The sequence below is a fragment of the Halapricum hydrolyticum genome, from assembly GCF_025517535.1.
In the GTDB taxonomy this organism is placed as follows: Archaea; Halobacteriota; Halobacteria; order Halobacteriales; family Haloarculaceae; genus Halapricum; species Halapricum hydrolyticum.
Genome location: NZ_JAOPKC010000001.1, coordinates 63,064 through 80,015, shown reverse-complemented (window position 1 = coordinate 80,015; position 16,952 = coordinate 63,064). Strand labels below are relative to the sequence as shown.

Below are 16,952 nucleotides of genomic sequence, written 5' to 3'. Positions count from 1 at the left end.
AAAAGCTAAAGACTTAACCGCGTCACAGGCCCAGGTACGCACAATGGCTTTTGAGGATCTCCTGGAGGACCCGGTCATACAGAAGTACCTCCACGAACTCGTCGGACCGAAGGGGATGCCCGTCGCCGCCGCGCCGCCGGACGGCGAAGTGACGGACGAGGAACTGGCGGAGGAGTTGGGACTCGAACTCAACGACGTCCGTCGAGCGCTTTTCATCCTCTACGAGAACGACCTGGCGAGCTACCGCCGACTGCGCGACGAGGATTCGGGCTGGCTGACGTATCTGTGGACGTTCCACTACGATAACGTCCCGGAGCAACTCGAACACGAGATGCACCGGTTGCTCGAAGGGCTCGAAGAACGTCGGGAATACGAGTTCGAACACGAGTTCTACCTCTGTGAGAACTGCGGGATCCGCTTCGAGTTCGGCGAAGCGATGGACTTCGGCTTCGAGTGTCCCGAATGTGGCTCGCAGCTCGACGCGATGGAGAACACGATGTTGCTCGAAGCGATGGAAGAGCGGATCGAACAGCTGCGCGACGAACTCAACGTCGAACCCGACTCGGAAGTACAAGCCTGATGGTCATCCTTGCAACCAAGTGTTACGTCGCCGGCGACGCCCGCCAGCGAGCGCTCGACTCGCTGACCTCGCAGGTCGAGAACCTGCTGGGCGAGCTGGACGTGACCTACGACGTCGGTGTTCGCGACGACGACTTCCCGTCGGTGACAGTCGAGGGAGACGACGAAACGGTCGCTCAAAACCTCCTGCGCGAGGAGTTCGGCGAGATTACGCCACACCTCACGCCAGGAGAGGGACACGTCGGCACGCTCGAACGATGGGACGACGATGGGTTCTATCTCGACGCTGGCCGAGAGGTCCACGTGCCGGCTTCCGAGCTTGGTCTCGGACCGGGATCGCCCGAGCAGATCCGGACGCGGTTCGGCCTCGTCCAGCATCTCCCACTACGGTTCGTTCCCCAGGAAGACGGTCCGACGCGACTGGCAGACGAGGAACGCGATCGCCTCTACGAGTGGACGCGCGGCAACGGCCGGGTCAACGTCAACAGCGCCACGCGGGCCGAAGTCCGGGCGACGGTCAACCGCGCCGGCCACGCCCAGGACATCGTCACCGTCGAACGGCTTGGACTGCTTGAACAGAGTATCGTCTGCACGGAAGATACCGACCCGCCGGGGCTGCTCTCGAGTATCGGGTCGTATCTCTCCGCGGAGTTGCTCGCTGTCGTTCCATGATAGTGACCGTTATGCACCGGTGCGACCGCCTGCTGCGTGACAGCCGACGCGGAATTGGCTTACAACAGCTATCATGAATCGTCGGCTCCTCGCACTCTTCGGTCTCGGCGCCCTCGTCGTTCTGGCGGGTTGTCTCGGCGGCTCCGGCCCGTCTGACGACCAGTTACAGGAAGACGCCGAGTACGACTGGGACACCACTGCGAACGGGACGATCCGAATCGGCGGGGACAGCTACACTGCCGTCTATGAGATCCACAACACATCGACGCTGTCACTCCACCAGCGGGACATGTTCAACAACCGCGAACCGCTCCCGATCAGGGCGTTGCAGTTCCGCTATCCCGACGGGACGGTCGTCGACGCCGAAGCGTTCGAGGTGTCGAGAAACGCCGAGCGGATCCGGCTGGAACTCCCCAATCGCACCGGTAAACTCGCGTACACCGTCGAGCAGAGTGGCAAGACCGTGCAGACGGCGACGTTCGTCGACGGCAGCTACGAGGTCGTACTCCCGCCGAAGACAGACGTCGGCGTGCCGATCCTCTCGAACGTCTCTCCCGGCGGCTACGAGACCGAGACGATCGACGGGCGGGTCCACATCACCTGGGACGACATCGATAGCGACGAGCTGGCGGTCGAGTACTATCTCGAGCGCGATCTGTGGCTGTTCGGCGGTCTGTTCGCGCTGCTCGCACTCGTCGGACTCGGTGGCGGGCTCTACTACTGGTTCCAGATCCGCACGCTGCAGGACCGGCGCGAAGAAGTGGGACTCGACGTCGAGGACGAAGACGACGACCTGCGCGACGAAGGGCCACCGCCGGGGATGGGTCGGTAGGTTCCGGCCCGATCGAGATGGCCATCGGGCGACACGCCTTTGCTGTCGAGACCACAACGGTCGAGCATGCGCGTCGCGCTGGTGTCTGTCGGCGACGAGTTGCTTGTCGGCGACACCGTCAACACGAACGCTGCGTGGCTCGCCCGCCAGCTAACGGATCGGGGCGTCGACGTCGAACGCGTCACCGTCGTGCCGGATCGCGTCGATGACATCGCCCGGGTCGTCAACGAGTACCGCGCTGAATATGACACCGTGTTAGTCACCGGGGGGATCGGGCCCACGCACGACGACGTGACGATGGACGCGGTCGCAGCGGCCGTCGGCCAGTCGATGGAACCGAGCGAAGCGGCCCTGGAGTACATCGAAACCCAGCGCGGGTACGCTCGCGAGGACCTGACGGAAGGGACGGCCGAGATTCCTGCTGACGGGGAGTTCATCCCGAACCCGGTCGGGGTTGCGCCGGGCTGTCACGTCGAGAATATCTACGTGCTTCCCGGCGTCCCCGAAGAGATGCGCGGGATGTTCGGCGAGATCGCCGAGCAGTTCAGCGGAACGGTCAAACACACCAGGACAGTGACTGCCGACGAGCCGGAGAGCGCGCTGCTCGATCGGATCGAGGACCTCCGCGAGCGCTTCGACGTCGCTGTCGGCGTCTATCCCGGCGAGGATGTCAGGGTGAAGATCACCGGCTTCGACGCCGCGACCGTCGAAAGCGCCGCGTCGTGGCTCCGCGAGCGCGTCGAGGCGCCGGACGGTCAGTCAAGATAGAGTTCCTGCAGCCAGGCGTAGGTCAACACGAGCCCCCCGATGGCGACGATCGCCCCGGCGAGATTGATCACGTCCCCGTTGACGGCTGTTTCGGCGAGTGGCACGAGCATATCATCTACTCCGCAAGCGAGGTATAAAAATGTCGGCGACCTACTCCTGAAGGGATCGGGCTGGGCGCTGTCCCGCCGTGGGACACCGTGGCGTTTTCCCGGTGAGCCTCCGTGGTACGAGTATGCGCACTATCGGGTTCGTCGTCAATCCCATCGCCGGCATGGGCGGGCGCGTCGGGCTGAAAGGCACCGACGATAGACTGCAGCAGGCCCGGGAGCGTGGTGCCCGACCACGTGCCCCCGACCGCGTGCGAGAAGCGCTCGACGCGATGGCCGCGACCGGCGTCGACATCGCGCTCCTGACGTATGCCGGCGTCATGGGAGAATCCGTGGCGCGCGATGCGGGGTTCGATCCCGAGGTCGTCGGCGAGCCCGAAGCCGGTCCCGACGCCGACATCGGCGAGACGACTGCCGCCGACACGCGCGCGGCCGTCCGATCGCTTCTCGACCGTGACGTCGATCTGATCGTTTTCGTCGGCGGCGACGGGACGGCTGTCGACGTCGCCGAAGCACTCGACGGTGCGGACGTGCCAGTCTTCGGCGTGCCCGCGGGCGTCAAGGTCTACTCGTCGGTCTTCGGCGTGACGCCACGCGCCGCCGGGCGGGTCGCCGCGACCTTCGAGGCTGTCACGGACGGCGAAGTCAACGACATCGACGAGGACGCCTACCGGGACGGACGGGTCCGCTCGGAGTTACACGCCGTCGTGACCGTCCCACGGGCCCAACAGCGCCAGTCGAGCAAGCAACTCGCTGGCGGGACGGTCGAGGCCGTCGCCGAGGGGTTCGCCGAAGAGGTCCGGCCCGACGTTACGTACGTGCTCGGACCCGGCGGCACCGTCGGTGCGATCAAGACGGAACTCGGATTCGAGGGGGCGCCGCTGGGAGTCGACGTCTGGCGTGACGGCGAATTACTGGCCGAAGACGCACGCGAGAGCGAGATCCTCGACGCGCTCGGCGAGGACAACGTCATCGTCGTCTCGCCGATCGGCGGGCAGGGGTTCGTCTTCGGCCGCGGGAACCAGCAGCTCTCGCCGTCCGTGATCCGCCAGTGCGAGATCGAGATCGTCGCGTCACGGCGGAAAGCCGACCAGCTGGGCGTGCTCCGGGTCGATACCGGAGACGCCGACCTGGACGAGCAGTTGCGCGGGTGGCAACGGGTCCGCGTCGGGCGCTTCGAGCGCCGTCTCATGGAAATCGTCTAGTCAGGGAGCGACACGCTGCGACCGCCGGGGAGCCCGCACCGTGCGCGCAATACGAGATGTATAGACATGGGTTGACAAATGACCAAATATGGACGTATATGCACAAGGTTAAGATATACTGCCGATCATAAAGGGCATATGGAAACCCGGAAAGTACAGCGACTGGGGCCGTCGACGCTCGCGATGACGTTGCCGGCGGAATGGACCACGAACCAGGGCGTCGAGAAGGGCGACGAGGTCTCGTTGCGGATCGGCGACAAGGGAACGCTGACGGTGCTGCCCGAGTCCGTCCAGTCCGAGGAGTCGGAAGCAGTCATTCACGTCGCGGATCTGGACGCCGACAGTCTGGAACGGGCGATCGTCGCCCAGTACGTGCTCGGACGGCGGATCATCCACGTCGACGCTGGCGAGGGAGAGACACTGTCCAGCGAGCACATCAACGCCGTCTACAACGCCGAGACCCAGCTGATGGGGCTAGGCGTCATCGAGGAGACGCCCGATCGGATCGCGATCCGGTGTTCGGTCGACGCCGAGGACTTCACGCTCGACAACCTCATCGAGCGCCTGGAATCGACGGGATCGACGATGCGCAACGAGGGGATCAAGGCGCTCGCACACGGCAACCCCGACCTCGCACAGCGTGCGCTCAACCGGGAGCGGCAGGCCAACAAGATCTTCGTGCTCATGCTCCGGTTGATCTTCACTGCTTACCAGAACCCCAACCTCGCGCGGGCCGTTGGACTGGAGGACGGCTTCCCGCTGATCGGCTACCGCTCGATCGCGAAGAACCTCGAACTGACTGCCGACAACGCCGAGGACATCGCCGAGATCGCGCTGGGAGCCGAAGACCACTCGCTGACGGTCGATTCCTCGACGATGAAGCGGATCCGCGATTTCACCGATCAGGTGAACGAGATGACCGAGCAGGCCGCTCACGCCGCCGTCGAGCGCGATTACAACGCCGCGATCGAGGTCCGCAAGCAGTACGCGGAGGTCGAGGACTGCGTCCAGAACATCCTCGCGGACCTGCCCGAGATGAGCAACACGGACCTCCTCGAGATCAGAGAGGTGCTCGTCAGCCTCCAGCAGACGGCCGAATACGCCGTCCGGAACGCCGAGATCGCGACGAACCTCGCGCTCAACGAGGAGAGCGAGCACACGACGATCCGGACGCCGACCGGCGAATGAGTTAAGTAGCGACTGCCGGTATCGAAGGGCATGAGCGAAACTGCCGGGAGTTCGGACATGGGGATCGGCCTCGGTATGTTGTTCGGCACACTCGCACTGGCCGGTGCCGCAGTGATGTATCTCGCTGTCGACGATCAAGTGTTCGCGGCGACAGGGTTCGCCGTCGCTGTGATCGCGGGATCGATCGCGATCGGCGCGCTACACGTCTACGGCGAGTAGCAAACGATTTTTACCGTACAGCACGTATCGTCGTGCATGGGCGAGTTCAGCGAGGAAGAACAGCGGATCCTGGAGTACGTCCGCGAGCGTGCCGCAGGTGGCGAAGCCTATCTCCGGGCGAAACAGATCGCCGAAGGGATCGGGCTCTCGGCGAAGCAGGTCGGCGTACGCCTGCCGAAGCTCGCCGAGAAGGCCGATGAGGTCGACATCGAAAAGTGGGGGCGCGCCCGATCGACGACCTGGCGAGTCACACGAGGATAGGCGGCCTTTTTTGCTCCCGCGGTCCGTAGGCCGGGTATGACGATTCGGGTCGAGCGTGTCGTGTCCGTGCCGGCACCGCCGGAGCGCGTCTGGGCATTCATCGTCGATCCCGAGAAACGGGCTCGCCCGATCAGCGTGGTGACTGACTTCCAGCTCGACGACGATGACGGTCGCAAGGCGACCTGGAAGATCAAGCTCCCGATCCCGCTGATCAACCGGACGATCAATGTCGAGACCGAGGACGTGACACGCGACCCACCAGAATACGTTAAGTTTACTGGCCGCTCGAAGGTGATGCACGTCACCGGCGAACACGAACTCGAACGAACCGAAGAGGGGACGCAACTGACCAACCGCTTCACCGTCGAAGGACGCGTCCCGGGCGTCGAACGCTTCTTCAAGCGGAACCTCGAAGCGGAGTTCGACAACCTCGAAGACGCCCTGTTCGAGGATCTCGGTCTCAGGCTATGAAACTCACACTCGCACAGATCGAGATCGAGCCGGCGGCCACGGACGCGAACCTCGAGCGGGCCGTTGACGCAGTAGAGCGGGCAGCCGACGACGGTGCCGAACTGGTAGTCCTGCCCGAACTGTTCACGGTCAGTTACTTCTCCTTCGGAGACTATGCCCGCAGCGCCGAGTCGCTGGGGGGCCCGACGCTCGAACGCATCAGGGCCGTCGCAACGGCGGAGAACGTCGCCGTCCTCGCTGGAACCATCGTCGAAGAGCTGGAGGCAACCGCCGCGGAGACCGATGTGACGGTTCCGAGCGAGGAAGGACTGGCCAACACTGCCGTGCTGTTCGACGCCGACGGCCAGCGACGACTGGTGTATCGAAAGCATCACCTGTTCGGATACGACTCCGCCGAGCAGGAGTTGCTGACGCCCGGGGAGCGACTTCCAGTCGCCGAACTCGGTGAGCTGACGATCGGCGTGACGACCTGCTACGACCTCCGGTTTCCGGAGCTGTACCGTGACCTCGTGGCCGACGGCGCAGAACTGATAGTCGTCCCGAGTGCGTGGCCGTACCCCCGCGTCGAGCACTGGCAGCTACTGCCCCGGGCGCGGGCCGTCGAGAACCTCGCGTACGTCGCAGCCGCCAACGGCGTCGGTCGCTTCGAGGAAGCCGAGTTGCTCGGTCGTTCGACGGTCTTTGACCCCTGGGGGACCAGGCTCTCGAGTTCCGGCGACGAACCGACGCTCGTGACGGCGGAAGCCGTTCCCGAACGGATCGCCGAGGTGCGCTCGGAGTTCCCGGCTCTGGCCGACCGCCGATGAGGGCAGTGAGACACTGTCTTTTATAAGCCGGTGGTCCCTAGAGGCGAATGCCGGTACGACGCTTTTCTCGTCAACGCCGGCATAGACTCGACCCGCCTCGCTGCTCGGCCACGCCGCTACGGCCGTCCGGACGGCCACTCCCGGTCAACCCCACACCTCGTCCGCTCTCCCATCTTCGGCACGTTTGCTACATTCTCGTCAGGCGCAGTCTCACGAGCTATCGGTCCGTCCCGGAGCGAGCCCGTACGGCTCCCCGCGGAGGTGGCTCTCGACCAGCAAGACGTACGTCGCCTGACTCCACTGGAGGTTCGAGTTCCAGTCGACCGTGCCGTCACTCGCGACCCGCTCGGGGAGCAGGTTTGCCGTGGTCGTCCACTCACTGGCGTGCTCGCGGACATGTGTTGTTACCGCGTCCGGATCGAGACCGCTCTGCCAGCGGACCACGTCGGCGTAGGCTTCACACAGGGGCCAGCCGCCATCGTCCGGTCCGCCGGTTGGCGTGTATCGGTCACCAGGATAGCGACCGATGCAAGGCGTCTCTTCGGCCACCCACGCCGGATCCTCGGTCAGTTCGACCGTCGAGCGCATCGTGTCGGCGTCCGCAGCGACGACGTTCCACGGCCAGTAGGCCATGAACGCGGCCGCGTCGGGCCGGGCGTCGGGTGCAGGGTCGCCACCGTGTTCCGGTCTGTCGGCAGTCACGAAGTGGTCTCCGTAGGGCGTCCCCGTCCGGTAGCAGTACGTCTCGAAGTTGTCCGCCCACACGTCAGCCTGCTTGCGACACCGGACTGCGAACTCGTCCTCACCCCGGGCCTCGGCCAGCTCGGCCATACACCGCAGGCCCGCGATGGCGGCCGCCGATCCCTCCGTGGAGTGGCCCCATGTCTCTTCCCAGGGGTCCTGATGAGCGTCAGGAAACCCCCAGCCGTTGTCCCACCCCAGCAGGAACTCCGCAGCACGGCGAGACATATCGTAGTGTGCATCGAGGACGTCGTCGTCGCCGGTCGCCTGCCAGGTCAGCCAGTGGGCGTAGATCGGCCCGCCGACCTGGTCGAGTTGGAGGGCAGTCCAGTGGGACGAGCCGTCCGTATAGTAGTTCTGCCACCAGGTGCCGTGACGTTCGATTCCGCGGTCGTCTACCACGTCACCGGTGATCTGGACGTCATCCAGCCACGCGACGGCGTCCCGAGCTTCCCGATCAGCGCCAGCCGCCAGCAGCGCCTGGATCATGATCACCTGATCGCGCGGCCAGATAAACCTGTAGGTCATGTTCTTGGGCTTGAACGCGCCGGCGACCATCCCTCCGGAGTTGTCGCGAGCGGCCCGGAGAGCGGTCAACGACCGCTCGTAGCGATCGTCGACCGCTTCCTCGCCGGTGGGTGCAGTTGTGACGCTCGCGTGCCAGGATTCCCAGGCGTCGGCGAAGGCCGCTCGATCGGTCTCGTACCCGGCGTCGAGAGCCGCGACTGCGTGATCGATAGCCGACTCGGCGTCGTGGGCGAAGCCGATGGCGGTCGTCCACTCGACCCGCTCGACGTCCTCGACGAACAGGCCGAACCCGCCGTCCAGATCGCCCGCGCCTGCTGTGGAATTGGTGAGCCAGCCGTTGTTGTCCTCGTAGATCTCTGCCCAGGCGCTGCGCTCGCGGCCGGTCGACTCGCCAGCGTGACCGATCCGATAGCCGTCGAAGCGCCGCTTTCCGTCGTGTTCCTGAACGATCGCCAGAAAGCGGTCGTCGTCATCGGCCACGATCACGTCGTGGTCGGGGGTGCACCGCGCCTGCGCCTCGTGGACGGCGTTGGGATCCTCGTGACTGTGGCCGTTGATTCCGAAGTTGAGCAACGTGTACAGCGTCCGGTCGCCGGCTTCCTCGAAGGTGGCCTCGCTGTGGATCGTCATCGAGCAGCGATCGACGCTCTCGACGACCCGCTGGGAGAGGGTCACACCCATCCCATCGGCGAAGACGAACTCGTTGTCGAGATGGATCTCGGGGACGCGGCTGGACGCCCAGTCGACGTCGCTCGCGACGGCGTCATCTCGGTTGTCCAGTGTCTGCTCGCGCTCGGGATCCCACAGCAACGTATGGTAGTCGTAGAACAGTTCGACGTCAGAGCGGAACGCGGACGTCTCCTCGATGATCGCCCCCTCGGCGTCGACCCGGGGGTTCGCAGCGTAGCAATTGGCCGACACCAGCACGTCCTGGCCGTCACCCGCCGGTGTACTCGCGATCGCGTCCTTGTCGCTGGGTACCTGAAAGTCGATCGGAGGCTCCATGTGTCTCTGTAACACGCGAGGGCGAGTGAAATAGCTGTGGCCGGCGTGCGTCCCGCCTGCCCGAGCGCAAACCTGTGGCACACGAGACCTTGATCGCCTCCCCGGACATACCGAGGTCTCGATCGCCTCCCGGGGAGACGGTCATTCTTCGAGTGCGTTCTCGAAATGTGCGGCCGTGACCGATATTTCGTCGGCGTACTCGTTGGCCTCCTCGGGTGCGTGAGCGAACACGATGTCGTCGATGGCAGCTATCGTGGCCTTTCGGACCAGTGCCTCGATCTCCGCGCCGGAGTGCCCTTCTGTCCTTGTCACTAGCTCTTCGAGATCGACGTCCTCACCGAGAGGCTTGTCCCGCGTGTGGACTTCGAATATCTTCCGCCGGGCGTCCGCGTCGGGCAGGGGAACCTCGATGTGCTCCTCGAGTCGTCCGGGCCGCAACAGCGCGTCGTCGATCGCGGCCTTGCGGTTGGTCGCGGCGACGACAACGAGGTTCGGGTTCTCGGCGACGCCGTCCAGTTCCGTCAGCAACTGGGAGACGACGCGCTCGGTCACCTCGTTGGAGTCGCCGCGCCTGCCCGCGATGGCGTCGATCTCGTCGAGGAAGACGATCGTCGGCGCGGTCTGGCGGGCACGGTCGAACACCTCCCGGACGGACTCTTCGGACTCGCCGACGTACCGGTCCAGGAGTTCGGGGCCGTTGACGTGGATGAAGTTGACGCCGCTTTCGCCGGCCAGGGCCCGCGCGAGCAACGTCTTCCCGGTCCCCGGCGGCCCGTGCAGTAGGACGCCGCTAGGTGGTTCGGTATCGGTAGCCTCGAACAGCGGCCCGTACAGCAGTGGCCACTCGACGGCCCGTTCGAGCGTCGCCTTGGCATCGTCCAGTCCGCCGACGTCGTCGAAGTCGACGCTCGGCGATTCGGCGACGTACTCCCGCATAGCGGAGGGGTCGACCGACGCGAGTGCCGACTCGAAGTCCTCGCGGCCGACCGTCGGCTGTTCATCGTCGCGCCGGAGCGCGTGCATCGCGGCCTCGGTCGTCAGGCTCTCGATGTCCGCGCCGACGAAGCCATGGGTTCGTTCGGCCAGACGATCGAGATTCACGTCGTCGGCCAGCGGCATCCCGCGAGTGTGGACGTCGAGGATCTCTCGACGCCCCTCGACGCCCGGGACGCCGATCTCGATCTCGCGATCGAACCGGCCGCCACGCCGCAGTGCGGGATCGACCGCGTCCACGCGATTGGTCGCGCCGATGACCACCACGCGTCCGCGGTCCTCCAGCCCGTCCATCAGCGTCAGCAGCTGGGCGACCACGCGGTTCTCCATGTCGCTGTCGTCGTCTCGCGCACCAGCGATCGAATCCACTTCGTCGATGAACAGGATGGCGGGCGCGTTCTCGGTCGCCCGATCGAACGCCTCGCGCAATCGCTCCTCGCTCTCGCCTTTGTACTTCGAGACGATCTCGGGGCCGGAGATGACGTCGAAGTAGGCGTCGACCTCGTTGGCGACCGCACGGGCGATCAGCGTCTTGCCAGTGCCCGGCGGCCCGTACAGCAGGACGCCGCTGGGCGGCGATATCGAGAGCCGCTGGAAGATTTCAGGTCTCGACAGCGGGAGTTCGATCATCTCCCGCACCTTCTCCAGTTCGTCGTCCAGCCCGCCGATGTCCTCGTAGGTCGTCGATTCTGCCTCGGCGTCGTCGGTGGATTCGTCGGCCGTTGCTTCGTCGCCGCTCGTGCCGTCGTCTGACTCTCGCGGGGCGACCGTGACGTCGGTCGTGTCCTCAACCCGGACCGATCCACCAGGCTCGGTATCGAGCACCTCGAACCCGCCGACCCCCTCGACGTGGAACTGTTCACCCTGGCGCAGCGGCCGGTCGAGCAGCCCGTCTTTGACGAGCGGTGCGACTGACTCGCCGCCGAACTCGCCCAGATCCTCGGTCGGCCGGGCCGTGACCGAGCGGGCGTGAGACACCGTCGCCGGGCGAACGCGGACGGTGTCGCCGATCGTCGCGCCCGCGTTCGCCCGGGTGTCGGCGTCGATCCTGATGGCGTCGTCGTCACCGTTGCCGGGCCAGACCTTCGCGACCGTCTGCTGGTCTCCATCGATGACGATGGAGTCACCACTCAACACGCCCAGTTTGCTGCGCACCGATTCGGGAAGGCGCGCGATCCCGCGACCGGCGTCGCGTTTTCGCGCGCCCGCAACTGTCAACTCCACCCCGTCGCCGCCTGTCATGCCTGCGGGTTCGGGGGCGACGGCCTTGAGCGTTTCACTGGACCGGCTCGAACATTCTGCGGAATCGACGAGAGGATCGCGTGGAAGGATAACCCAACGAAGTATGCCCACAAGTAATGACAGTAAACGAACCGATCAAAACGAAATAGATAATCTTACTTCGGAGGCGAGTAAACCAGGTAGGTGTGCCGGAACGTCTCGTCGGGTCCGGTGGAGTACGGACGTGGGTCACGTCCCGGATTGGGGCAGTCCGCTCCCGTACTCCCGGATGCGACGCCGGTGCCGGACGACGTGCACCGGTCGGTCCCAGGACGGACCGCCGGACGACGGCAACGCGACAAACGGAGGCGAACACAGATGACACTCATCACGGACATCACGCTCCGACGGATACTGGACTCGCGAGGTAACGCCACGGTCGAAGCCGAAGTCACCACCGAAGCCGGTGGTTTCGGTCGCGGTGCCGCCCCGAGCGGTGCGAGCACGGGCGAACACGAAGCGCTCGAACTACCGGCCGAGGAAGCCATCGAGAAGGCCGAAGCCGAAGCCGTCCCCGCCCTCGTCGGCGAGGTCGACGCGACCGACCAGCGCGCGGTCGACGACACGCTGCGCGAGGTAGACGGAACCGACGACTTCTCAGGAATCGGTGCCAACAGCGCGGTCGCGATCAGCATGGCCGCCGCCAAGGCCGGTGCCGACGAACTCGGACTCCCGCTCTTCCAGCACCTGGGCGGAACCTTCCGCGGCGATCAGTTCCCGACACCGATCGGGAACGTCGTCGGCGGGGGGGAACACGCCGAAGAAGCGACGAACATCCAGGAGTTCCTCTCCGCGCCGGTCGGTGCACCGAGCGTCACCGAGGCGGTCTTCGCGAACGCCAAGGTCCACGCACGGATCAAGGAACTGCTGAACGAGGAGGACATCCCGACGAACAAGGGCGACGAGGGTGCCTGGGCGCCGCCGATCGGCGACGCCAAAGCCTTCGAGATCGTCGACCAGGCCACCAGCGAGATCAGTGACAAGCTGGGCTTCGAGATCGGCTTCGGGATGGACATGGCCGCCGCGGAGCTCTACGACGAGGACGAGGGTGGCTACGTCTACGACGACGGCGTCAAGTCGACTGACGAGCAGATCGAGTACGTCGCCGAGATGGTCCGCGAGTACGATCTGGAGTTCGTCGAGGACCCGATGGACGAGAACGACTTCGAAGGGTTCGCGAAGCTCACCGACGAAGTCGGCGACGAGACAGTCATCTGTGGCGACGACCTCTACGTCACCAACGTCGAACGCCTGCAGACAGGTATCGACAAGGGCTCCTCGAACAGCATCCTGATCAAGCCCAACCAGATCGGGACGCTCTCGGACGCCGTCGACGCGATCGAACTCGGTGCGGAGAACGGCATCGTGGCGGCAGTCTCACACCGCAGCGGTGAGACCGAAGACACGACGATCGCTCACCTCGCCGTGGGCACCGCCGCTGACTTCATCAAGACCGGCACTGTCGCCGGCGAACGCACCGCCAAGCTGAACGAACTCATCCGCATCGAAGAGCAGGTCTAAGCGACGGTACGCCGCTCGACGAGTCGTTTCCGAACTGCCGACATTTTTCGTGCCGAGCAACGAGCGGAGCGACTGCTACACCTGCGACAGCAGAGTGACTGTGGTCAGTCCGCGCGCGATGGGAACGACACCGACTCGCTGTCGCCGCCGGCGGACGTGGGCCTGACGGACCCCCACCAGGCGGCGATCGACTCACTGCCCAGTAGTGCGAACCCGGCGAAGATCGTCAGGAAGCCGGCGACCGTCATCGTCGAGACCGTCTCGCCCAGCAGGAGCCAGCCGCCCAGCGTCGCGACCACGGGGACGACGTAGAAGATCAGGTTCGCCCTGATCGCGCCCGTGGCGTCGATGAGACCGAAGTAGGCGATGTAGGCGACCGCGCCGGCGAAGATTCCGACGTACCCGAGCGCGATCAGCGCTTCGCTCGACCAGACGACCGTCGACGCGGACTCGCCGGCGGCCAGGCTCATCCCGTGGGTGAGCAGCGCGGCCAGCGGCAGCCCCCAGGCGGTCCGGGCCGTGCTGGAGAGCGTCGCGTCCGCCCGCCGGACGAGCACCGTCCCGAGCGCGCCGCTGGCGGCCCCGACGAGGATGAGGAGCTTGCCGACCCCGCCAGCGAGCAGCGTCGCCGGATCGGGATCGACCACGAGGACGACCCCGAGCAGTCCGAGCGCCATCCCGGCCGCACCGCGGGCCGAGAGGCGTTCGTCGGACAGCAGGACGGCGGCGAACACGGGCGTCAGGATCGGGTTGAGTCCGAAGACGATCGCCCCGACTGCGCTGGTCGCGTACTGCTGGCCGACGAACAGCAGCGCGTTGGCCAGTCCGATCACGAACGCGCCCGTCGCGACGATACCGAGCAGATCCCCGCGGGTTCGCGGGACGAGTTCCGACCGCGGAATCGTCGCGATGGCGAACGCGGCCAGCGCGAGCGCGGCGATGTCGAACCGAAAGGCGACGAACAGAAGCGGCGGAAAGTACGCCAGTCCGGCCTTCGCGGCGACAAAGGTTCCGCCGAACAGCAGACTTGCGGCGGCAAATAGCGCGAGCGTGCGGCGGCCGACCATTCAGCGCGACACCTCCGAAACTGAGACTGAGATCATATCTATCTAGACGTGCTGGAACCCCATAGATGGCTTCAGAAAGGCTTTCACGGGGCTGAATCGGCCGATTCTGTGCAGCCACCGCAGGGGTTGCAAGGACGAACGCGGCGTGCAACGATTGCACGGACTGAAGTGGGATACGGGCCGAGAGGAAAAGCTGAGCAGGTACAGCGAAGGGAGAACACGAACGGCGCGATCACTGTCGGAACGGACAGCGTTTTTGCTCCGTAGACAGACCAACGGATATGGACTCGGTGCTGGAAGAGATCGAATTCCTCGCACGCTCGGAGAACCGCGTGGAGGTGCTGACGGCGCTGGCAGAACAGCGCCGGACACGGCGCGACCTCGAAGCCGAGACGGACGCGTCGCAGGCGACGCTCGGGCGGATCCTCGGCGATTTCCAGGAGCGGTCGTGGGTCCGCAAGGACGGCAGCGAGTACGTCGCCACCGCGACCGGCAAACTCGTCGCCCGGGGACTGACCGACCTCCTCGAAATCCTCGAAACGGAGTGTGAACTCCGGGGCCTGGTGCGGTATCTCCCCACGCACGCGATGGACTTCGATCTGCGCCATCTCGCGGACGCGACGATCACGACGCCCACTCAGACGCGGCCGAACGCGCCCGTCCAGCGCCTGCTCGATCTCGTCGGCAGAGCCAGCGAAGTCAAGGCGTTCTCGCACGCGTTCAACGAGCAGAACCTGACAGTCGTCGAACGGCGAGCGAGCGACGGCGAACTGGCGTTCTCGGGCGTGCTCTCGCGGAACGCGATCGAGGCGCTGGCGGACGATCCCGACCTTCGCGATCGGCTGCTGTCGCTGCTCGACGCGCCGGACACCGAAATTCACGTCCGGGAAGAGGGGATCCCGCTCGCGGTCACCATCGCCGACGACACGGTTCACATGCTCTTGCGCGACGAAACCGGCGTCCTGCGCGCGTCGATCGACACCGACGACGAGGCCGTCCGCTCGTGGGCGAGCGACACGTTCGATCACTACTGGCGGACGGCCAGGCGACTCGAGGCCGACGACCTGCGCCCGTGATCCCGCCCCGCCCGTAGACCGGGCGGCAGTATTACAATCCTGCAGTCGGAGTAGTCGGTATGAGCCTTCGAGTCGACGTGCGGAAGCTGGATCTGTTCAACAAGATGGCCAGGGAGGGCTCGGAGACGGTCACCGAACACCTCAACCAGATGGCCGGACTCGACGCCGGGATCGAGGTCTCGAAGATCAACTTTCTCGACATCGAGGACGTCAGAACGCATCTCGGTTCCCAGAAACAGGTCGGCATCTTCGTCGAACTGGTCGATCCGCCCCACGGATACGTGCTCTTCCTGCTGGAGCCCCGCGACAGCAAGCAACTCGTCGGGCAACTCGTCGGCGACATGGGCGGCGGGGAGCCCGCTGACGGCCTGTTCACCGATATGGAGCGATCGGCCATGCAAGAGATCGGCAACATCATGACCTCCGGCTACATCGACGGGTGGGCGAACGTCCTCGACACGACGATCGACATCTCGACGCCGTCGTTCGTGTACGGGCCCGCCAGCGACATCGTCGACGAGATGGGCGGCTGGCCCGACGAGGACATAGTCTTCGTCGTCGACTCGGACATCGTCGCCGAAGACACGAACGTCGAACTCACCGCGTACACGTTTCCCCGCCTGCGGGAGCTGGTCGAACTCATCCAGGATATCGACCTCGACACCGACGTTCAGGCAGATACGACGGCATCGACCGACATCGTCGAGTGACAGAGACCGCCGCGTCGACGGACGTCGTCGAGTGGCCGATCGTCGGTGCGGGAGCCGTCACTCGACGAGACGCTCGATCTCGGTCACGAGGATGTCACTGGCTCCGACCGATTTCAGCGCGTTGATCGTCTCGAAGACCTCGCTGTCGTCCACGACGGCGTGGACGGCGACGTCTTCCTTTCCGGCGATGTCCATCACGGTCGGTCCGCCCATGCCGGGGAGCACTTCTTCGACCTCGTCGAGTGCGTCCGTGGGGACGTTCATCATGAGATAGCGTTTCCCCTCGGCGGACAGCACCGAACCCAGTGCCGTCTCGATCTGCTGGACTTTCTCGTCGGCACGAACGTCTTCGCGGGCGAACAGCCGCACCGACGATTCGAGAACATCGGCGACGACCGAAAGGCGGTTCATCCGCAGAGTCGTTCCAGTCGAGGTGATGTCGACGATGGCGTCGGCGATGTCGACGTGCGGCGTGAGTTCGGTCGCACCCGAGACCTCGGTGATATCGGCGTCGACTCCTTGCTCGTCGAGGAACTCTCGGGTGACGTTCGGGAACTCGGTCGCGATTCTCCCGCCGTCGAGGTTAGAAACGGCGTCGATATCGCCGTCTTCGGGCGCAGCGAGGACGAGCTTGCAGCGGCCGAACTCGAGGTCGAGCAGTTCGACGAGGTTCTCCCGCTGGGCTTCGACGACCTGATCGAAGCCGGTGATGCCCACGTCGGCGGCGCCGTCGGAGACGTACTCGGGGATGTCGGCGGCGCGGGCGAACAGAATCGTCACCTCGGGATCGACAGTCTCGGCGTGGAGTTTGCGGTCGGCCCCGTCGACGACGTGCAGTCCCGCGCGTTCGAGCAACTCAACGCTCGGCTCGTGCAGGCGGCCCTTGTTGGGCACGGCGATGCGCATACCGGAACGTAGAGAC

18 protein-coding genes are annotated in these 16,952 nt (G+C 65.3%); 13 read left to right on the top strand and 5 right to left on the bottom strand.

Annotation, left to right across the window (positions count from 1 at the left end; translation table 11 throughout):
• The first annotated feature begins 43 nt into the window (after positions 1-43).
• From tfe to OB916_RS00390, 4 genes are all read left to right on the top strand, one after another.
• Positions 44-580: a transcription factor E gene (gene tfe / locus OB916_RS00405; protein WP_315907300.1), complete on the top strand. Its 537-nt coding sequence runs from the start codon at positions 44-46 to the stop codon at positions 578-580.
• Complete coding sequence (locus tag OB916_RS00400; RefSeq protein WP_315907299.1) at positions 580-1,251, top strand: DUF2110 family protein; 672 nt, start codon at positions 580-582, stop codon at positions 1,249-1,251. The genes tfe and OB916_RS00400 overlap by 1 nt, the downstream gene beginning before the upstream one ends.
• 73 nt (positions 1,252-1,324) lie before the next feature.
• On the top strand, positions 1,325-2,083 hold the full coding sequence (locus OB916_RS00395; RefSeq protein ID WP_315907298.1) for a DUF5803 family protein: 759 nt from the start codon (positions 1,325-1,327) through the stop codon (positions 2,081-2,083).
• Between the two features lie 66 nt (positions 2,084-2,149).
• Complete coding sequence (locus tag OB916_RS00390; protein WP_315907297.1) at positions 2,150-2,851, top strand: competence/damage-inducible protein A; 702 nt, start codon at positions 2,150-2,152, stop codon at positions 2,849-2,851.
• Here OB916_RS00390 and OB916_RS00385 read toward each other — a convergent pair.
• Positions 2,839-2,961, bottom strand: a complete 123-nt coding sequence (locus OB916_RS00385; RefSeq protein WP_315907296.1) for a hypothetical protein — start codon at positions 2,959-2,961, stop codon at positions 2,839-2,841. The genes OB916_RS00390 and OB916_RS00385 overlap by 13 nt on opposite strands.
• Before the next feature lie 122 nt (positions 2,962-3,083).
• On the opposite strand from OB916_RS00385, the gene OB916_RS00380 reads away from it, so the two are divergent.
• The 6 genes from OB916_RS00380 (at position 3,084) to OB916_RS00355 (ending at position 7,108) form a co-directional block, all read left to right on the top strand.
• On the top strand, positions 3,084-4,163 hold the full coding sequence (locus OB916_RS00380; protein ID WP_315907295.1) for an ATP-NAD kinase family protein: 1,080 nt from the start codon (positions 3,084-3,086) through the stop codon (positions 4,161-4,163).
• Between the two features lie 138 nt (positions 4,164-4,301).
• The gene (locus OB916_RS00375; protein WP_315907294.1) at positions 4,302-5,351 is read left to right on the top strand and encodes a phosphate uptake regulator PhoU; all 1,050 of its coding nucleotides are present in this window, start codon (positions 4,302-4,304) and stop codon (positions 5,349-5,351) included.
• A 30-nt stretch (positions 5,352-5,381) separates the two neighbouring features.
• Entirely contained in the window at positions 5,382-5,570 is a 189-nt protein-coding gene (locus OB916_RS00370; RefSeq protein ID WP_315907293.1) for a DUF7525 family protein, read from the top strand.
• A gap of 36 nt (positions 5,571-5,606) precedes the next feature.
• Positions 5,607-5,831, top strand: a complete 225-nt coding sequence (locus OB916_RS00365; RefSeq protein ID WP_229109426.1) for a DUF7123 family protein — start codon at positions 5,607-5,609, stop codon at positions 5,829-5,831.
• A gap of 36 nt (positions 5,832-5,867) precedes the next feature.
• The gene (locus tag OB916_RS00360) at positions 5,868-6,302 is read left to right on the top strand and encodes an SRPBCC family protein (RefSeq protein ID WP_315907292.1); all 435 of its coding nucleotides are present in this window, start codon (positions 5,868-5,870) and stop codon (positions 6,300-6,302) included.
• Positions 6,299-7,108: a carbon-nitrogen family hydrolase gene (locus OB916_RS00355; RefSeq protein ID WP_315907291.1), complete on the top strand. Its 810-nt coding sequence runs from the start codon at positions 6,299-6,301 to the stop codon at positions 7,106-7,108. Before OB916_RS00360 ends, OB916_RS00355 begins: the two co-directional genes overlap by 4 nt.
• Positions 7,109-7,318: 210 nt before the next feature.
• On the opposite strand, the gene OB916_RS00350 is transcribed toward OB916_RS00355, so the two are convergent.
• On the bottom strand, positions 7,319-9,382 hold the full coding sequence (locus OB916_RS00350; protein WP_315907290.1) for a glycoside hydrolase family 15 protein: 2,064 nt from the start codon (positions 9,380-9,382) through the stop codon (positions 7,319-7,321).
• A 141-nt stretch (positions 9,383-9,523) separates the two neighbouring features.
• Positions 9,524-11,617, bottom strand: a complete 2,094-nt coding sequence (locus tag OB916_RS00345; RefSeq protein WP_315907289.1) for a CDC48 family AAA ATPase — start codon at positions 11,615-11,617, stop codon at positions 9,524-9,526.
• 357 nt (positions 11,618-11,974) lie between these two features.
• Here OB916_RS00345 and eno point away from each other — a divergent pair, with 357 nt between their 5' ends.
• Entirely contained in the window at positions 11,975-13,177 is a 1,203-nt protein-coding gene (eno, locus tag OB916_RS00340) for a phosphopyruvate hydratase (RefSeq protein WP_315907288.1), read from the top strand.
• 104 nt (positions 13,178-13,281) lie between these two features.
• On the opposite strand, the gene OB916_RS00335 is transcribed toward eno, so the two are convergent.
• Positions 13,282-14,244, bottom strand: coding sequence for a DMT family transporter (locus OB916_RS00335; RefSeq protein ID WP_315907287.1), 963 nt, complete (start codon positions 14,242-14,244; stop codon positions 13,282-13,284).
• Between the two features lie 281 nt (positions 14,245-14,525).
• On the opposite strand from OB916_RS00335, the gene OB916_RS00330 reads away from it, so the two are divergent.
• The gene (locus tag OB916_RS00330) at positions 14,526-15,320 is read left to right on the top strand and encodes a helix-turn-helix transcriptional regulator (protein WP_315907286.1); all 795 of its coding nucleotides are present in this window, start codon (positions 14,526-14,528) and stop codon (positions 15,318-15,320) included.
• Between the two features lie 59 nt (positions 15,321-15,379).
• Entirely contained in the window at positions 15,380-16,030 is a 651-nt protein-coding gene (locus OB916_RS00325; RefSeq protein ID WP_315907285.1) for a chemotaxis protein CheC, read from the top strand.
• A gap of 57 nt (positions 16,031-16,087) precedes the next feature.
• Here the strand turns inward: OB916_RS00325 and hisG are convergent, their stop codons facing one another.
• Positions 16,088-16,936, bottom strand: a complete 849-nt coding sequence (hisG, locus tag OB916_RS00320; RefSeq protein WP_315907284.1) for an ATP phosphoribosyltransferase — start codon at positions 16,934-16,936, stop codon at positions 16,088-16,090.
• Positions 16,937-16,952 lie beyond the last annotated feature (16 nt).